We start from the raw sequence: 15847 nt of genomic DNA on the forward strand, positions 1-15847 counted from the left end.
CGAACGCCACCCTATTTCACTAAAATACTCATTCTGGGAGAAAGCACCTGTGCCGGACTCTTCAGCATCAACGCACCCGCTTTCTCATAATAGTCGATGGTCATCGCTTCATCAAAAAAGACTTTTTGCGATGACTGAATATAAATCGGAAGCCCGTTTGTCTCAAGGGGCTCGCAACTTCCCGATAATTCGTCCGTCAGCCACAGGACCGGTACGCCGCTGACCGCGCATCCGCAGCCCTCGGAATCATAGCGGAGCTGGATCTTTTTATCAGGGTAAGGCTCTGTTGCCCGTTGAATGGCTTGTTTTGCCTGAGCAGTGATTTCAAGCTGCATGATATCATCCTTCTTTATTTCGTTTACGGACATTGTACCACGGGTCGGGAAAAAGCGCATCGTTTCCGGCTGTCAGGCATAAATATGAAGGGATTCGGAGGTGGAATGATGCCCAAAAAAGTGCAGATTAAAGTGATGGACAACGGCGGTTTCCGGGTATCGGGAGACGTCGAACTGATCGACATGGAAGGAAACCCGTTTCCTGAAAAACCCGCTTTTTCGCTCTGCAGATGCGGAAAATCGCTAAAAATGCCTTACTGTGACGGAAGCCATAAAGGAACGTTTGACTCTTGTGTCAGAGCCTGAAGCAGGAGGGGGCTTTACCTGTCCTCCCCTGCCTTTTCCCATTGTTCAGCCAAGCGCTCAGCCTCTTTTATCCAGCCGTTTTTGCCTTCAACATAGCCCGCCATGTCAAGCGGAAACATCTCCGCCAGCTTCATCTTCAGAGTAGCATATTCTTCGGCCCGCTCCGGATGGGAAATTAAATAATCCCGAAACGCGAGATGCCGTCTGATATCGGGGTGCCCGCTTTCATACAGATGGACATGGTGTGTACGGTTCCGTCCCCCTTTTTGAAAGAACCTTCTCCCCGGAATTCCGTTTTCCCCCTTCGATTCATAGCCGAGCATTTTCATCCCCTTTTCGAAGCCGGCAGCGGAGCCGAGATCTTTCACTTCGATCAGGATGTCAATGATAGGCTTGGCGCTCATCCCCGGAATTGACGTGCTTCCGATGTGGTGAATATGCAAGACTTCATTCTGGAAAAGCGCTTCTAGCTGCTTTTTTTCTTTGAAAAATTCGCCCTTCCACTCCTTTTGATAGGAGACGACTTTGACCTTTCTCGGCGCATGCAGCGTAAGCCTTGAAAGAACAATTCCTTTTTCAGGTTCATACTGCTCAATCTCGGAAAATCCCAATTTCTGATACAGCGCTTTTGCCGGCTCATTCCCCGCTCCCGTCGTCACTTCAAACGATTCGGCTTCCTTCTCTATCAACATATAACGAAGCAGTGCCATTGCAATCCCTTTTCGAAAATGAACCGGATGAACGGCCAGCCTGCAGATCGTCAGCTTTTCGGCTTTATGTATAAAGGAAGCGATTCCGGCTAATTCTTCCCCCTCAAACCAGCCGATGAAAGTTTCACAGGAAGCCGTTACATCAAAAGCCGTTTCATTCAGCTGCGGAATGCCCTGAAATTGAATGATCTCTGCTTCTCTTTCATAAGCCGGCCTTTGAACATTTACAATGCAGCGGGCCGTGTGCGGGTCTTTTTGATTTAACAATTGAATCATTGCATTTTCTCCCCGCTGGTGCCATCTGACGGGAGCCGTCCAGGCCGCTCCGAAATCCTGGCGTCTTCAACTTTTGCAACCCGCACAGCAAAGTCAGAATACCATTCTGTTCGGCCTTTTTCCTTCGCCTGTCGGTGTTCGCTGTGAAACTTCCATTTTTCAATCGCTTCAAGGCTTTCCCAATAGGAAACTGTTATTCCCTTTCCGTTTATGTCCCTTGCGCTTTCTGCTCCTAAAAAGCCGGGCTGTGCTGCGGCAAGCTTTAGCATGTTCGCAGCCGTCTCGTTGTAGTCATTATCCCCGTTCGTTCTGACCGATGTGAAAATCACCGCGTAATACGGCGGCTCCGGCGTTTTTGAAATCATATTCATCCCCCTTTGTCAACAGGACTTGATCCTGATCCGGTCTGTCATCATTTGAAACGTCTCTTTTTTTAATCGAAAATCCCATTTTCCGCTTATAAGCAATCAACACTTTGTTGATATGCAGCGGACCGCTTTGCAGTCGGAAAAACGCTGCACATGAGAGCACAGGCACATTTTTTTCAATGCCCATGTTTTCATCAAAATCTAACCTCTCCTTTCAACATTGTACCTGACCATCGGCACAAATGTTCTGCAACTAAGCAATGGATATACTTCCTTATTATACCGTTTCCCGCTCCCAATTTACCATTTTAATACGTCAGTAGATTAATGGGAGTAAATTCTTAGTTCTAATTCAACAGTACAAATCGATTTGCCATCTCCCAGAAAAGCTTCACTCTCCTTGCCCCATAGGAAACCGGCACGCCCAGCGGCAAAAAACCGTTTCATATACTGCTCTTTTTTCGAGTGTGAAAAATAGATAAATTTACACTTCGTTTTCATATGTTCGTTTTATAGAATTGTCGTTGTTGTGAACTTATTACTTTTTTAGGAGGAGAAACAATGCGTCGTCATTCATTTTTATCAATTCTATTGATTTGCATGCTGTCTATTGTATCCGTTTTTTCGTTCCGGCCTTCAACAGCTTCCGCCGCTTCCCACAATCCGGTCGTTATGGTCCACGGCATCGGCGGAGCCGATTATAACTTCATCGGCATTAAATCGTATTTACAATCTCAAGGCTGGACAAGCAGTGAGCTTTACGCCATCAACTTTATCGATAAAACAGGAAATAATAGAATCAATGCGCCGAGATTATCCGAATTCATCAAACGTGTGCTGAATCAAACAGGAGCATCAAAAGTCGATATTGTCGCCCACAGCATGGGCAGGGCCAATACGCTCTATTATATTAAAAATCTGGATGGCGCAGATAAAGTCGGACATGTCGTTACCCTTGGGGGCGCTAATCGTCTCGTTACAAACACGGCGCCTCAGAATGACAAAATCTCATACACTTCGGTTTACAGCACAAGCGACTATATCGTCTTAAACAGCCTTTCCAAACTTGATGGTGCAAACAATGTGCAAATCTCAGGCGTAAGCCATGTCGGCCTTTTGTTCAGCAGCAAAGTGAATGCCTTGATTAAAGCCGGGCTGACCGCCAGCGGAAAGTAAAAAGTGAAGGAACCTTGAAGGGCTATACCTCTTCAAGGCTCCTCATTTATCGAGACTGTCTTCCCGCCCGGCAAAAATAAAAAGGACTCTAAATAAACGCCTTTTCCGACCGTTCATTCAGTGTCCGTCAACCCCCTCAATATGTTATTACTCCACAATGATTTCAAAGACTCTTTGTTCGAGATTGTATTTAGCATCCTGGAATGTAAATTTATAATCATCTGCGTCGGCATCAGGTGAAAGCCAAGCTCCGTATTTTCTGATCGTCTGGACGATGCTTTCGAGTTCAGCAGGAGTGAAGTCACCTATGTCTGTGCCTTCGGTTTCAGCGGTATGGCGTATTTTTACTGTAATCATCATCACTTTTGGCTCCTTTCACTTGCTGTTTGAACATCTCATTAACAGCATATTTTTTCCCCCTGTAAATCGTTCCATTAACTCCCTTGTTTCAAATTATTCGGGCTTTCTTTTTTGCAGACCTATTTTATATGGAAAAGCTGACCGGGCTCCGAAAAATTCGTCCCCGCACTTTCGTCAAACACGAGCAAACATTCCCGTTTACAACAAAGGGAATATCCCCTATGATAATGAAAGTAAATCGAAATCATTACTACTTGGAGGTATAACCGATGGCTTACATAGCAAAACGCATGATCATACCGATTGTTTTTCTCTTCATTCTCGCTTCCTGCTCCGCCGGAGGCACTGACTCAGCGAAAGGTGATGAGAAGAAACTCACCTTTCTTTTCAATATTCCAAGTCAAACCCTTGACCCGAATCTTGATGTCAATTATACGGCTGTCCGCGCCGGCATCAGTGAAACGCTCGTCAAAATCAGCGCTGACCTTTCCATCGAACCTTGGCTCGCCAAGGATTGGGAGAGTAAAGACGGACAAACATGGGTCTTCACCCTTAAAGACAATCTGACGTTTCAAAATGGCAAAAAAGCGGATGCCAAAGCGGTAAAAGCGTCTTTAGAACGGACGATACGCGAGAGCAAAGCCATGAAGAACGCCTTAAAAATCAAAGAAATAAAAGCTACAGGCCAAACATTGACGATTACAACGAAGGAGCCGTTTCCCGAATTCCCTTCAGAATTGGTTCATCCAAACACATCGATCATTGACGTCAGCGCAGCAAACATTTCTCAGCAGCCCGTCGGAACGGGACCTTTTCAAGTTTCCTCTTTTGAGGCCGGCCATAAAATAGAGTTAGAACGGTATGACGATTATTGGGACGGCAAACCGAAGCTGAAGCACGTCACATTCTCGTTTAATGAAGACGCAAACGCCCGCGTTATGGCTCTCCAATCAAAAGATGCCGACATCATTTACAGACCGAGCGTGGAGGATATTGACCAAATTCAAAAAGATTCGTCGATTACCGTTGATTCGGTGCCGAGCTTACGCGTTCACCAGATTCTTTACAATACAAAGAAGGATCATCTCGCTGACCGTCACCTGCGCCGCGCCTTCGACGCATTACTGGACCGCAAAGAAATCGCTGAAAGTATTTTGAACGGACATGCTCAGCCGGCAGACGGTCCCTTCTTAGCGGATTTCCCATTTTCCGCCGATACGGTTCAAAAGCCGAGCGGACTTCAAGCGGCAAAAGCTGAGCTGAAAAAAGCCGGCTACGAGCTTGAAAATGGCAAAGCCGTAAAGGACGGAAAAGCCTTATCTTTTACACTGCTAACCTATCAGTCTCGTCCGGAATTGCCTTTAATCGCACAAATTCTTGAATCAAATGCGAAGGAATTGGGCATTTCGATTAAGATTCAGCAAGTCGAAAATATTGATGAGTATTTGGCGAAGAACGATGATTGGGATTTGGCGACATACAGCTCGATGACCGCGCCCAGAGGTGATGCCGGCTATTTGCTGAACACCGCCTATATGCCGAATGGCGCTTTAAACTACAGCGGCATCGAAAATCAAACACTGATCAAATGGATTGAGGAATTCAACCGCACGATCGACGAAGAGAAGCGGAACCGACTTGCCAAAAAAGCAGCTGAATTGATCGAGAAGGAGACATTGAACTCTTTTATTGTCACTCCCGAAAACATCACAGCATACCGAGACGGTGTATTAAATTGGGAAACGAGCAAAAGTGAGTATTATATGCTGACGAAAGATTTGGATGTGAAAACGAAATGAAGCAGATCGCCAAGCGGCTGTTTGAACTGGTTCTGTTCTTATTCCTGCTTTCATTTATCAGCTTTGTGTTTATGAAAGCGGCTCCCGGTGATCCGGTGAAACAGATGCTTCGCGTAGATGATGTTGCGGTAACGGACGAGCAGATCGAGGCATTCAGAGAGGAACTCGGTTTGGACAAACCGGTTTATATTCAATATTGGAACTGGTTCAAGCGCTTTTTCCAATTTGATTTGGGAAAATCCTATACAACACACGAACCCGTCATCGACGAGCTCAGCCGGAAATTCCCGGCGACATTGCTTCTGACCGGCGCATCGCTTCTCGTCATGCTGCTGATTGCCGTGCCGGTCGGAACGCTTTCCGCTTTATACCGGGATCAGTGGATCGATCATCTCGGCCGCTTGCTCGCTTTAGTGGGAGCCGCGCTCCCGAGCTTTTGGCTCGGATTGATACTGATCGATCTCTTTTCCGTCAGGCTGAATTGGCTGCCGTCGATGGGAGCCGGAACGTTTAAACATTTGATTCTTCCCTCTCTCACGCTTGGGATTGCGATGTCGGGCGTTTATGTCCGTCTTGTACGGTCAAGCCTGATCGAAAGCCTTGGTCAGGATTTCATCAGATCAGCCAGGGCACGCGGCATCAGCGAGGCGAGAATTTTCTTCTTTCACGCGTTTCGCCACTGTCTTGTCCCTGTCATCACGATATTCGGGGTCAGCCTCGGCAGCCTGCTCGGCGGCACGGTGATTATTGAAGTCCTGTTTGCATATCCCGGCGTCGGCAAGCTTGTCGTTGATGCCATCGTTCAGCGTGATTATCCGATCATTCAGGGGTACATTCTTTTCATGGGGATCGCGGTTGTCCTGATCAATCTTTTAGTCGACCTCTCTTATCGGTACCTCAATCCGGAAATTCGCTTAAAGGAGGCTGGACGCCGATGAGAAAAAACGTTAAACATATATTTCGATCCAAAACAGGACTATGGTTTGTGTTGCTGTTTTCCGCGGCGCTGTTCACCGTCCCCTTCTTTTTGCCGTTCGATCCGCTCCGCACAGATATGGCCAACCGTCTTCAGCCGATCAGCATGCAGCATTGGCTCGGGACCGACCATTTAGGCAGAGATATATTTTCCCGGATGATCGCCGGTGCGAAAGCGACGGTCGGCACCGCCTTGGCCGCGATTCTGATCTCCGTTTTCATTGGTGTTCCCGTCGGGCTTGTCTCCGGCTTTTTCGGCGGATGGCTGGACCGGATGATCATGAGAATTGTTGACGCGGTTATGGCGTTTCCGGACTATATTGTCGCGATTGTTTTAAGCGGTTTGCTTGGCCCGGGGCTGATGAACTTAATATTGGCCGTCGTCGCTGTCAAATGGGTCGGCTATGCAAGGCTGGTCCGCAGCACGGTTTTTTCGGAAAAACAAAAAGATTACATCGCCTTGGCCGAGCTTACGGGCTTAGGCTCCGGGGCGATTTTAAAAAAGCACTTGCTGCCCCATGTTCTCGGCAACGTTTCCGTACTTGCGACACTCGATATCGGAAAAACGGTGTTAATGATTGCTGCCCTGTCCTATATCGGACTGGGTGCTCAGCCTCCATACCCGGAATGGGGCGCCATGCTGAACGACGGAAAACATTACTTTTTGCATGCGCCTCAGCTTATGGTGATTCCCGGTCTTGCGATCATGTTCATCGTCCTGTTGTCCAACCTGTACGGTGATCGTTTAAGGGACAGGTTTGACGTTAAACACAAGAAAGGAGTTTCTTAGCATGCCGATGTTATCCATTGAGGACTTATCAATCAGCTCCCGACAACACACCATTGTCAAAAATGCCTCCTTTTCGATCCATGAAGGGGAATGGTTAGCGCTGCTCGGGGAAAGCGGCAGCGGAAAGAGCCTGACCGCCTCGGCCATAGCCGGGCTGCTTCCGGACGGACTAACGGTGACCGGCGGAGACGTGATATTTGAAGGCCAACAGATGCTTCAAGCCGCCCGCAAAGCACTCCGACGCATGCGCGGAAAGGATATCGCCTGTATTTTTCAGGACTGTCACGGAGCATTCACCCCTTTTATACGGATCGGCAGACAAATTGACGAAATGGTCAAAACGCATACGGATTGGTCTAAGAATAAGCGAAGAGAAGCGATTCTCCGCGCTTTTCGGGAGGTTTCTCTGCCGGAAAACAGAGTATATGAAAGCTACCCGTTTCAATTGAGCGGAGGGCAGCTGCAAAGGGCCGCGATCGCTCAAGCGATGGTGCTCCGCCCGAAGCTTCTCATCGCAGACGAACCGACGACGGCTTTAGACAGCATCACGGCCGCGGACGTCTTACAACAGCTCGCCGTGATGCGCGCCAAAACAAACTGCGCCATCCTTTTTATCACTCATGACCTGCGGCTTGTCAAAAGATACGCCGATCATACCGCCGTCATGCAAAACGGAAAAATCGTTGAAAGCGGCTTAACCGCTGATTTAATCAGACAGCCGGCACATGAATATACGAGGTGTTTATTCGCGGCCATCCCGCCGCTGAAAAATCCGCCGCTGAGGCTGACAGCCGCGCCTGAAACAAAGAAAACGGCGCTGGCGGGAACAGGAGGTGCGTGATGACCCATTCAGCAGAGACCGTTCTTTTTGTCAGCAATCTGACAAAACATTACGCTTGCGGCCACAAAGCGGTTGACAATGTATCATTCTCCATTCGAAAAGGCGAATGCCTCGGGCTCGCCGGCGAGAGCGGCAGCGGGAAAAGCACCCTCGCACGCTGCCTTCTGCTGCTCGAAAAAATCGATCACGGAGAGATTAGGCTTCATCAACATCCGCTTACCGGCATAAACAAAAAAGAGACCCGAAGACTGCGCCGAAAGCTGCAGGCTGTTTTCCAAAACACTGCCGCATCATTCAATCCAAAGCTCAATATTATCGATTCAGTTATGGAGCCGCTTGATGTTTCTAAACAAGACATGCCGTCATTTTTAAGGGATTGCGGAGGCAGCCGCCGTCTGACGGCTGAGCGTCTGTTCTCAATGGTCGGTCTTCCCTCGCGCCTCCTTGACCGCTATCCGCACGAATTAAGCGGCGGGCAGCGCCAGCGGGCCTTGATCGCCAGAGCCATCAGCACTCATCCGTCTTTAATCATCTTTGATGAGCCTACGGCAAGCCTGGATGTCACCAGTCAGGCGAAGATCCTGGACCTCCTCAAAGATTTGCAGGATGATATGGGCCTTTCCTATTTGTTTATTTCCCACGATCTGGCCGCTGTCCACTTCATGAGCCATCGCATCATGGTCATGAAAGACGGGCAGATTGCCGATCAATTTGAAAAAGAAGAGCTTTTTTCTGCCGAAAGGCACCCATATGCCAAAAAGCTGCTTCAGGTGTTTGAATCTTAAGGGGGGTCTTAACAGATGAATCACAAGCATTTTTTAGCACTCGCCGTTCCGCTGATCATTTCAACGATCACCACTCCTTTATTGGGTGCGGTCGATACGGCGGTCGCCGGCCAGCTTTCCTCCCCTGCTTACATCGGCGGTGTTGCAGTCGGAACGATGATTTTTAATACGATGTATTGGCTCCTCGGTTTTTTGCGGGTAAGCACATCGGGATTCGCCGCTCAGTCGCTCGGCTCCCAAAACAGATCAGAGAGCGTTTTGGCCCTTGCCCGGCCCGTTTGCATCGCGGTTTTTGCCGGACTGATGTTCATCATCTTGCAAAAACCGCTTGAATACGCAGCGCTGACGCTCATCCAGCCCGACCGCCATACCGCTGAATTCGCCTCGCAGTATTTTTCGCTGAGGATTTGGGGAGCTCCATTTGCCTTAATCAGCTATTGCATTCTCGGCTGGCTGATGGGAATGTCTCTTATTAAAGTGACATTGCTTTTGCAGATTTCGATGAACGTCTTGAATATCGTGCTTGACATCGTTTTTGTCTACGTCTTTCACATGGAAGTATACGGCATCGCTCTAGCCACTTTGATTTCGGAAGTGACGGGTTGCCTGATCGGCTGCTGGCTTGTGAAAACGAATGCCGCCATGCCGTTTAAGCTGCCGTCCGTCCAGCTTTTGTTCGACCCGAAACCGTTTAAAAAAATGATGGTTGTCAACCGCGATCTATTGATTCGGACATTGTGCCTTTTGACGGTTTTCAATTTGTTTACGGCTAAAGGAGCCGGCTTCGGCGCTGAAATTTTAGCCGCAAATGCGATCTTAATTCAAATTCATTATTTGATGGCTTATGTTTTTGACGGGTTTGCCAATGCATCGAGTATTTTTGCCGGAAAAGCCGTTGGAAGAATGGACCGGGATCTCTATTCCCGTACGCTTTCCCTTTCGATCCAGTGGTCGCTGATCTCAGCCGCGCTGCTTTCAGTCGGTTACTTTCTCTTGAAAAATGCGATCCTTCCATTGTTTACACCGCTTGAGAGCGTTCTGGAAGCAGCGAAAACTTACGATATTTGGATCACTCTCTTTCCTTTGGCCGCAAGTTTCGGACTCGTTTTTTACGGGATTTTCACAGGTGCCACCGAAATAGGCCCGGTCAGAAATTCAATGTTTTTGGCTGTTCTCGTCTTCCTGGCCGCCTTTTTTTCCGCTGTGCCTGCTTTCGGAAACCATGGGCTGTGGCTCGCTTTTCTTTTATTCAGCCTTGGGCGTTCCGTATTCTTATGTATGGCTGTTCCCGGGCTGACCACCCGTCTTTTCGGAGAGCGGAGTGCTGCGAGAGAGGCGGGCTAAAAGCCAAATCATAAAACACCCCGGCTAAAGCTTAGCCGGGGTGTTCACGTTTATTCTTTCGTTAATTGTGCGACGAAATGGTTCAGATGATCCAGCGTCATCAAATTTTGATTGCATTTTTCACTGTCACAGCAAATGTAATTGCCTCTGTCCGTATAGGTTTCTTTCCCGCTTTTCACCCGGGCCATGAACAGTCCGATCTCTTCGGTTCTGTTGCATATCGAACAGATTCCTTTTTTATTGCTGGATTTGATGGTGCCGTGTATTCCGGTCAGTTTTCCGCCGGCATCCACAATTATATATTTCCTGCCTGATCCTGCATCATTCCATCCCAAGTAGGAATATCCGCTGAAATCCATCTGCTCAAATTCGGGCGTCTTTAACTTTTTCACTTTAGAGAACAGCTTTTTAGCAGTTTTCACCGTTACACGCTGAAATGGAATCACATGAAGTTTTAATTCAGCTAAAAAGCGCATCGCTTCACCGCTGTCTTCCACTTCTGTCATCTTCTGCAGCAAAGACTTTTGATCGCTGCTAAGATCAGGAAACAGATTGAACACTTGATCCAGCGCATTGCACTTCAAAGCATCAAGTACGTTCTCGTCATTGATGTTCGCATGTCCCTGGACGAGGCTGTCCGTTTGAAATTTAATAAAATTATATTGGTCATTTCTAATAAAAGGTGTCTTCATTTCTGCCAGCTCCTTATTTATAGATCTATATTTAAAAATAAGGTGCAAAGCCGGATGATCAGAAATGATACCTTGCTTTTTTAGGCGATTTGTTTATAACCCCGCCTCATGCAAAGTATCGCCTTTCAAGATAACAGGCTTTGCATGAGACGCTGCAGTCGGCAAATGAATGTCATTTACCATTTTATCCACCTCCGAATACTGATTCTATTATAAACGACAATCGTATTCAATCTCAATGATATCCTCCATCTTTAAAATGCAAATTTCATCCGCTCGGCTTACGATCCGCAGCTCCCTTTTCAGGGCGTCAGCATAGTGAATCCGGCCGGCGAGCGTTTTCACTTCCCCCTGCCGGTAATAGGCAAATTGCAAAAACCTGTTTTCTGCCATCGCTTCACAAATGATTTCATTGAATTCTTCATATTTTTGTTCATCCAGGATCGGTTTTTTGAGTTTTTGAAAGCTTTCATGATATTCCCTGAGCAATTCCACGTGCTCAGGCAGCATCATCGAAACCCATTTGATACTGCCTCTGTCGCGAAGCATAAATGATTCTCCTTTCTATGCCTGATGGCCTCCGACCAATTTTGACCGCAGCCGGGCCGTCCCGGCGTTTGTATAGGAAACGGCCCGCAAAAGCGCTGTTGAGCCGTACCGTTCTCTGATGCCGTCCATCACATACCCGAGCTGCCGCTTCTTTTCCTGATCGGGGCGAAAAAGATCAAGCTGCATATTGGTGTCATCTTGAATATTGGACAAAGACACGGAAATTTTTCGAACCGTTTTGCCGGCATAAAACCGCTCGAACAGTGCCAGACATGTGTGGTAGAGATCAAGCGTGATATTTGAAGGGCTTTCCATTGTTTTTGAACGGTAAAATCCGCCGCCAAGCTCATCGCGGCTGTATTCGACGCCAAGACTGACGGTCCGGCCTGCCTGGCGGCGCGCGCGCGCCCTTTTGGCCACTTCCTCACACATTTCAAGAATGACATGCTTGACTTCATCCGGATTCGGATAATCGCGAAGCAGAATCTGGCTTTTTCCATAGCTGACCTGCCCCTCCATGATCGGCGCTCCGATCGCGGAAAGATCGATGCCCCAGGCGTGATAATAGAGCTGGTTTCCCATCACCCCGAATGTTTTCTCGAGCCGCCTGAGATCATAGTGTGCCAGCTGGCCGACTGTAAAAATCCCCATCCGGTTTAACGTCTTTTCCAGCCTTGAGCCGATTCCCCACATGCGGCGCAGCGGAGACAGCGGCCACAGCTTCGTTTTCACGTCTTCGTAGCCCCAGACGGCCACCCCGTCTGCTGATTTTTTCGCTTCAAGGTCAAGGCACAGCTTTGCCATCAGCAGATTCGGTCCGATTCCGACAGCACAGGGAAGGCCAAACTCCCTTTCCATATCATCTTGAATTTTCATCGCAATCGTTCGGGCGTCTCCCCACATGCTCTCAACACCGTCCACCTGAATAAAGCTTTCATCCACGCTGTACGTATGAATGGCATCAGGCGGCACATAGCGGCAGAACAGCCGGGTGAGCTCAGTAGAAACACGGACAAACAGCCCCATCTTCGGATTGACCAGCTTGATGCGCGGATCATCCGGCAGCTGATAAAGCCTTGTTCCCGTTTGAACGCCGAACTCTCTTTTCAGAGCCGGAGAAGCAGCAAGAACGATGCTCCCCTGCCGCTCCGTGTTTCCGACAACCGCCAAGAAGCAAGTCATCGGATCAAGTCCGAGCAGGACTGCGGCACAGCTTGCATAAAAGCTCCGCATATCAACGCACAAAACCGAACGCGACGGATATTGACTGTAATCCATATCTCTCCCTCCAGCAAGAACTGATGTTCGCACAATTAGTGTATGAATACTATACTCCGAATATACGTTCGATTTCCAGGCGTAATTTTATCCAAAGAAAATCCTGGATGAAAGCAATAAAAAACACCTTCTTTGGAAAGAAGATGACATGGTTGATCATTCCAGTTCGGAATGTTGCCGCATTCAGTTTTGATGGTTCAAATTGAAAGCTCCCTTGAGAACATCTGTTTTTCTTAGTAAGATAAAAGAAAAAGCGCTCCTAAAGGAGAAAACAAATGGATGAGAAACTGATTGAAAAAATGCTCGGACAGGCGCTGAAGCAGTACGGACGCAATGTTGCAACCGATCCGCTCAGCCCCGGTGAAAAAGAAATCCTGAAGCTGGCTTTGCAGGAAAGGCGGATCGAGGAACCGAATGAAGGGCTGCATGCCCATATCGAGGATGTCATCTATGATTATGTCACAAATCAAGGCTTGTTCTCATCATAAATCGATTTTTCCTTTCGGCTTCCTTTATACGGGAAGCCTTTTATCACCCAGCATTTAGAAATTCCTCTATTCACCGCCATCTGTTTCATGTATGATAACAAATAAAAACGTAACGGAGAGTTTATCATGAAACAAAAATGGCAGAACATCCACCCGCTCAGCTGGACCATTATTGTCGGAACCATTTTTGGTCGTATGGGCACAGCCATGAGCATCCCTTTTTTAGCAATTTATTTGACACAAGTGAAAGGCGCCTCTTCCGGCTTTGCCGGCGCCGTCATTGCAGCGAGCTCTTTGATCGGAATTGCGGCAAGCTTTTACGGCGGGTACTTATCAGACCGGTTCGGCCGGAAAACCATCATGCTCGTTTCGATTTTCGGCTGGACGTTCGTGTTCGCCGGTTTTGCACTCGCCGATCATGTCTGGACATTCTTTGTCATGAATGCCTTAAACGGATTATGCCGCGCTTTGTTTGAACCGACTTCAAGAGCGCTGCTTTCAGACGTATCCAAACCCGAAACGCGCCTTTTCGTCTTTAATCTCCGCTATACTGCGATCAACCTCGGCGTCGTCTTCGGTCCGCTTTTAGGCCTGTATCTCGGATCTTCCAAAACGACGCTGCCGTTTTTCATTGCAGCGTTCATTTATTTTATTTATGCGGCGGTGCTGGTCATTCAATTTAAACACCATACCGTACCGGCAACTGAGCGTAATAAGCGTATAAAAGTGCGGGACGCGCTGGAGGTGACAAAAGCAGACCGGGTATTTACGATTACGCTAATCGGTTCGATTCTTTGTTTGTTCGGTTATTCCCACTTCACATCGACGCTTGCACAATACATGGCGGCCAGCCCTTTCATCGAAGACGGGACGAAAGTGTTCGGCATGATGCTGACGCTGAATGCCTTGGCCGTGCTTGCCGTACAGTACCCGATCGTACATATCGCCAAACGGTTTTCACCGATTTTATCGCTGATTGCAGGAAATGTGCTGATTAGCGGAAGCCTGTTCAGCCTCTCGTTTTTCCATGATCTATGGTCTATCGTCTTGATCATTATCGTGTTTACGATCGGGGAAGTGCTTCTCTTTTCGATGATGGATTTACTGGTCGACCGGATTGCCCGGCCTGAGTTGAAAGGCACTTACTTCGGGGCTATGGGCTTCACCCAGCTGGGAAGCGTGGTCGGTCCTTGGGCGGGGGGAATGCTGCTGGACGCCTTTGGAGCGGAAAAACCGTTTTTCACTTTTGCAATTCTGTCTGCTGTCACCATTTGCGGCGTTCCTTTCTTGGTAGCAGCCTTCCGGAAACTCAAAATAGATGAGGCAAAAGTCAAATTAAGTTCGAAAAAAACGATGCAGCATTAATTGAAAACAGGCCGGCTCACTCAAAGGCCGGCCTTCCGGCTAACGCCCGCCTCAAGGCGCAGCAAGCTCAACTTTGATGCGGTCCGGATCTTCGGTATACAAGGCATAATGCCCGCTTCCGCCGGCAAACGGATGTCTGTCTTCATATAAAATGCGGCATCCCCGCTCCCTCAGTTTCATTGTCATTTCGTCGACCTGTTCTTTGGATGCCGCGTAAAAAGCAAGATGGTTTAAGCCGACGCGGCACCTGTGATAGCCCGCTTTGATAAACTGTTCTTTCGCCTGCACAAGCACGAGATAGGCGCCGTTCGCTTTCCAGCTGATCCCGTCTTCCCATTGTTGAAAAACCTCATAGCCGAGCTCGCCTAGAAACCAGCCCCAAAAGCGCTTCGACGCTTCCAAATCTGAAACGTACAGTTCAATATGATGGATCATGCAAGCCTCCTCTTCTATACCCGTCTGACCAGAATCTCTTCCACCCTGTGGCCTTCGCCTTTTCTCAAGATTAAATCAGACCGGAATTTTGTAGGCAGAATGTTCTCATACAAATTCGGACGGTTGACAGTCTCCCATATTGACTTTGCCATATGGTCCGCTTCTTCGTCCGCAAGATCTTTGAATTTATGGAAATAAGAAGTCGGATCTTGAAAAGCCGTCTCCCTGAGCATGCGAAAGCGTTCAAGATACCATTTGATAATGAGGTCTTCTTCGGCATCCACATAAATCGAGAAGTCAAAAAAATCGGAAACGAAAACCCGCGGTTTTGTCCGGTCGTCTTCGATCGTCGGTGTCTGCAGCACATTGACGCCTTCGATGATCACGATATCCGCTTGTTCAACCGTTTCGTAAACCCCTTCCAATCTGTCGTACGTTAAATGGGAATAAACGGGTGCGCGAACGATTTCCTTGCCGGATTTTAAGTCGTTTAAAAACTCAAGCAATGCTCTGACATCATAGCTTTCCGGAAACCCTTTTCTCGACATCATCTGTTTTTCTGTCAAAACCGCATTGGGATAAAGAAAACCGTCGGTTGTGATCAGACTGACTTTCAGCCGTTCCTGCAAACGGGAGAGCACAGTCTGAATGATGCGGGCCGTCGTGCTTTTTCCAACCGCGACGCTTCCGGCAATCCCGATGATGAACGGAATCTTAGCCGCGTGAGGATGGTTCAAAAAACCGTTCACCCGGGTGTTCCGTTCATATTGAGTTGTCCGGTGTAAATAAAGCAGCCTCGCCAGCGGAACATAAACGGTTTCGACTTCTTCCAAAGACAGATAGTCATTTAAACCTTCAAGCTTCTTTACTTCCTCTTCAGTCATCTCTACCGACATATGCCCGCCGAGATTTGCCCAGTCATCACGGGTATGACTCGTATATAACGTGTGCAAATTCAAATCCTGATTCGCCATT

At 48.1% G+C, this 15847-nt stretch carries 20 protein-coding genes; 10 read left to right on the plus strand and 10 right to left on the minus strand.

What is annotated here, in order from left to right; translation table 11 throughout:
* Positions 1–11 precede the first annotated feature (11 nt).
* A complete protein-coding gene (locus MKX80_RS12545; protein WP_020452052.1) occupies positions 12–335 on the minus strand; it encodes an iron-sulfur cluster biosynthesis family protein in 324 nt (107 codons plus the stop codon).
* Between the two features lie 108 nt (positions 336–443).
* Between MKX80_RS12545 and MKX80_RS12550 the strand changes: the two genes are divergently transcribed.
* Positions 444–641, plus strand: coding sequence for a CDGSH iron-sulfur domain-containing protein (locus MKX80_RS12550; RefSeq protein ID WP_154994212.1), 198 nt, complete (start codon positions 444–446; stop codon positions 639–641).
* A 14-nt stretch (positions 642–655) separates the two neighbouring features.
* Here MKX80_RS12550 and MKX80_RS12555 read toward each other — a convergent pair whose 3' ends face one another.
* The 3 genes from MKX80_RS12555 to MKX80_RS12565 are packed head-to-tail and all read right to left on the minus strand — an operon-like array spanning position 656 to position 2182.
* Entirely contained in the window at positions 656–1627 is a 972-nt protein-coding gene (locus tag MKX80_RS12555) for a bifunctional GNAT family N-acetyltransferase/GrpB family protein (protein WP_268343247.1), read from the minus strand.
* Entirely contained in the window at positions 1624–1998 is a 375-nt protein-coding gene (locus tag MKX80_RS12560) for an antibiotic biosynthesis monooxygenase (protein ID WP_268343246.1), read from the minus strand. The genes MKX80_RS12555 and MKX80_RS12560 overlap by 4 nt, the downstream gene beginning before the upstream one ends.
* A complete protein-coding gene (locus tag MKX80_RS12565; protein WP_268343245.1) occupies positions 1922–2182 on the minus strand; it encodes a hypothetical protein in 261 nt (86 codons plus the stop codon). The genes MKX80_RS12560 and MKX80_RS12565 overlap by 77 nt, the downstream gene beginning before the upstream one ends.
* 374 nt (positions 2183–2556) lie before the next feature.
* On the opposite strand from MKX80_RS12565, the gene MKX80_RS12570 reads away from it, so the two are divergent.
* Complete coding sequence (locus MKX80_RS12570; RefSeq protein WP_339226889.1) at positions 2557–3171, plus strand: alpha/beta fold hydrolase; 615 nt, start codon at positions 2557–2559, stop codon at positions 3169–3171.
* Positions 3172–3318: 147 nt separating this feature from the next.
* Here the strand turns inward: MKX80_RS12570 and MKX80_RS12575 are convergent, their stop codons facing one another.
* Positions 3319–3531 carry a hypothetical protein gene (locus MKX80_RS12575; RefSeq protein ID WP_023855949.1) on the minus strand — a complete coding sequence of 71 codons (213 nt, stop codon included), beginning with the start codon at positions 3529–3531 and terminating at the stop codon, positions 3319–3321.
* A gap of 269 nt (positions 3532–3800) precedes the next feature.
* On the opposite strand from MKX80_RS12575, the gene nikA reads away from it, so the two are divergent.
* From nikA to MKX80_RS12605, 6 genes are read left to right on the plus strand one after another with little or no spacing between them, the layout of a single operon-like run.
* Positions 3801–5330 carry a nickel ABC transporter substrate-binding protein gene (gene nikA / locus MKX80_RS12580; RefSeq protein WP_154995322.1) on the plus strand — a complete coding sequence of 510 codons (1530 nt, stop codon included), beginning with the start codon at positions 3801–3803 and terminating at the stop codon, positions 5328–5330.
* Positions 5327–6268, plus strand: coding sequence for a nickel ABC transporter permease (gene nikB, locus MKX80_RS12585; RefSeq protein WP_268300255.1), 942 nt, complete (start codon positions 5327–5329; stop codon positions 6266–6268). Before nikA ends, nikB begins: the two co-directional genes overlap by 4 nt.
* Positions 6265–7095: a nickel transporter permease gene (gene nikC, locus MKX80_RS12590; protein ID WP_154995320.1), complete on the plus strand. Its 831-nt coding sequence runs from the start codon at positions 6265–6267 to the stop codon at positions 7093–7095. Before nikB ends, nikC begins: the two co-directional genes overlap by 4 nt.
* A gap of 1 nt (position 7096) precedes the next feature.
* Positions 7097–7936, plus strand: coding sequence for an ABC transporter ATP-binding protein (locus MKX80_RS12595; protein WP_182070428.1), 840 nt, complete (start codon positions 7097–7099; stop codon positions 7934–7936).
* Positions 7936–8721 carry a dipeptide/oligopeptide/nickel ABC transporter ATP-binding protein gene (locus MKX80_RS12600; protein ID WP_182070427.1) on the plus strand — a complete coding sequence of 262 codons (786 nt, stop codon included), beginning with the start codon at positions 7936–7938 and terminating at the stop codon, positions 8719–8721. The genes MKX80_RS12595 and MKX80_RS12600 overlap by 1 nt, the downstream gene beginning before the upstream one ends.
* A gap of 15 nt (positions 8722–8736) precedes the next feature.
* The gene (locus tag MKX80_RS12605) at positions 8737–10065 is read left to right on the plus strand and encodes an MATE family efflux transporter (RefSeq protein ID WP_234111940.1); all 1329 of its coding nucleotides are present in this window, start codon (positions 8737–8739) and stop codon (positions 10063–10065) included.
* 50 nt (positions 10066–10115) lie between these two features.
* On the opposite strand, the gene MKX80_RS12610 is transcribed toward MKX80_RS12605, so the two are convergent.
* From MKX80_RS12610 to MKX80_RS12620, 3 genes are all read right to left on the minus strand, one after another.
* Positions 10116–10757, minus strand: coding sequence for a FusB/FusC family EF-G-binding protein (locus MKX80_RS12610; protein WP_182070426.1), 642 nt, complete (start codon positions 10755–10757; stop codon positions 10116–10118).
* 210 nt (positions 10758–10967) lie between these two features.
* Positions 10968–11306: a YolD-like family protein gene (locus MKX80_RS12615; RefSeq protein ID WP_154995310.1), complete on the minus strand. Its 339-nt coding sequence runs from the start codon at positions 11304–11306 to the stop codon at positions 10968–10970.
* Between the two features lie 15 nt (positions 11307–11321).
* On the minus strand, positions 11322–12584 hold the full coding sequence (locus MKX80_RS12620; protein ID WP_268343244.1) for a UV damage repair protein UvrX: 1263 nt from the start codon (positions 12582–12584) through the stop codon (positions 11322–11324).
* A 275-nt stretch (positions 12585–12859) separates the two neighbouring features.
* On the opposite strand from MKX80_RS12620, the gene MKX80_RS12625 reads away from it, so the two are divergent.
* Positions 12860–13072 carry a YqzH family protein gene (locus tag MKX80_RS12625; protein ID WP_003183240.1) on the plus strand — a complete coding sequence of 71 codons (213 nt, stop codon included), beginning with the start codon at positions 12860–12862 and terminating at the stop codon, positions 13070–13072.
* A 126-nt stretch (positions 13073–13198) separates the two neighbouring features.
* A complete protein-coding gene (locus MKX80_RS12630) occupies positions 13199–14437 on the plus strand; it encodes an MFS transporter (RefSeq protein ID WP_154995306.1) in 1239 nt (412 codons plus the stop codon).
* Between the two features lie 51 nt (positions 14438–14488).
* Here the strand turns inward: MKX80_RS12630 and MKX80_RS12635 are convergent, their stop codons facing one another.
* Together MKX80_RS12635 and coaA are read right to left on the minus strand one after the other, a co-directional pair.
* The gene (locus MKX80_RS12635) at positions 14489–14872 is read right to left on the minus strand and encodes a VOC family protein (protein WP_176274826.1); all 384 of its coding nucleotides are present in this window, start codon (positions 14870–14872) and stop codon (positions 14489–14491) included.
* A 14-nt stretch (positions 14873–14886) separates the two neighbouring features.
* On the minus strand, positions 14887–15846 hold the full coding sequence (coaA, locus tag MKX80_RS12640) for a type I pantothenate kinase (RefSeq protein ID WP_339226895.1): 960 nt from the start codon (positions 15844–15846) through the stop codon (positions 14887–14889).
* Between the last annotated feature and the right edge of the window lies 1 nt (position 15847).

The organism is Bacillus sp. FSL K6-0972 (assembly GCF_037976035.1).
Taxonomy (GTDB): domain Bacteria; phylum Bacillota; class Bacilli; order Bacillales; family Bacillaceae; genus Bacillus; species Bacillus haynesii.

What these genes read in the sequence shown, in the direction of transcription:
- MKX80_RS12545 (WP_020452052.1), bottom strand. Translation starts at nt 335, where the DNA reads ATGCAGCTTGAAATCACTGCTCAGGCAAAACAAGCCATTCAACGGGCA.
- MKX80_RS12550 (WP_154994212.1), top strand. Translation starts at nt 444, where the DNA reads ATGCCCAAAAAAGTGCAGATTAAAGTGATGGACAACGGCGGTTTCCGG.
- MKX80_RS12555 (WP_268343247.1), bottom strand. Translation starts at nt 1,627, where the DNA reads ATGATTCAATTGTTAAATCAAAAAGACCCGCACACGGCCCGCTGCATT.
- MKX80_RS12560 (WP_268343246.1), bottom strand. Translation starts at nt 1,998, where the DNA reads ATGAATATGATTTCAAAAACGCCGGAGCCGCCGTATTACGCGGTGATT.
- MKX80_RS12565 (WP_268343245.1), bottom strand. Translation starts at nt 2,182, where the DNA reads ATGGGCATTGAAAAAAATGTGCCTGTGCTCTCATGTGCAGCGTTTTTC.
- MKX80_RS12570 (WP_339226889.1), top strand. Translation starts at nt 2,557, where the DNA reads ATGCGTCGTCATTCATTTTTATCAATTCTATTGATTTGCATGCTGTCT.
- MKX80_RS12575 (WP_023855949.1), bottom strand. Translation starts at nt 3,531, where the DNA reads ATGATGATTACAGTAAAAATACGCCATACCGCTGAAACCGAAGGCACA.
- nikA (WP_154995322.1), top strand. Translation starts at nt 3,801, where the DNA reads ATGGCTTACATAGCAAAACGCATGATCATACCGATTGTTTTTCTCTTC.
- nikB (WP_268300255.1), top strand. Translation starts at nt 5,327, where the DNA reads ATGAAGCAGATCGCCAAGCGGCTGTTTGAACTGGTTCTGTTCTTATTC.
- nikC (WP_154995320.1), top strand. Translation starts at nt 6,265, where the DNA reads ATGAGAAAAAACGTTAAACATATATTTCGATCCAAAACAGGACTATGG.
- MKX80_RS12595 (WP_182070428.1), top strand. Translation starts at nt 7,097, where the DNA reads ATGCCGATGTTATCCATTGAGGACTTATCAATCAGCTCCCGACAACAC.
- MKX80_RS12600 (WP_182070427.1), top strand. Translation starts at nt 7,936, where the DNA reads ATGACCCATTCAGCAGAGACCGTTCTTTTTGTCAGCAATCTGACAAAA.
- MKX80_RS12605 (WP_234111940.1), top strand. Translation starts at nt 8,737, where the DNA reads ATGAATCACAAGCATTTTTTAGCACTCGCCGTTCCGCTGATCATTTCA.
- MKX80_RS12610 (WP_182070426.1), bottom strand. Translation starts at nt 10,757, where the DNA reads ATGAAGACACCTTTTATTAGAAATGACCAATATAATTTTATTAAATTT.
- MKX80_RS12615 (WP_154995310.1), bottom strand. Translation starts at nt 11,306, where the DNA reads ATGCTTCGCGACAGAGGCAGTATCAAATGGGTTTCGATGATGCTGCCT.
- MKX80_RS12620 (WP_268343244.1), bottom strand. Translation starts at nt 12,584, where the DNA reads ATGGATTACAGTCAATATCCGTCGCGTTCGGTTTTGTGCGTTGATATG.
- MKX80_RS12625 (WP_003183240.1), top strand. Translation starts at nt 12,860, where the DNA reads ATGGATGAGAAACTGATTGAAAAAATGCTCGGACAGGCGCTGAAGCAG.
- MKX80_RS12630 (WP_154995306.1), top strand. Translation starts at nt 13,199, where the DNA reads ATGAAACAAAAATGGCAGAACATCCACCCGCTCAGCTGGACCATTATT.
- MKX80_RS12635 (WP_176274826.1), bottom strand. Translation starts at nt 14,872, where the DNA reads ATGATCCATCATATTGAACTGTACGTTTCAGATTTGGAAGCGTCGAAG.
- coaA (WP_339226895.1), bottom strand. Translation starts at nt 15,846, where the DNA reads ATGGCGAATCAGGATTTGAATTTGCACACGTTATATACGAGTCATACC.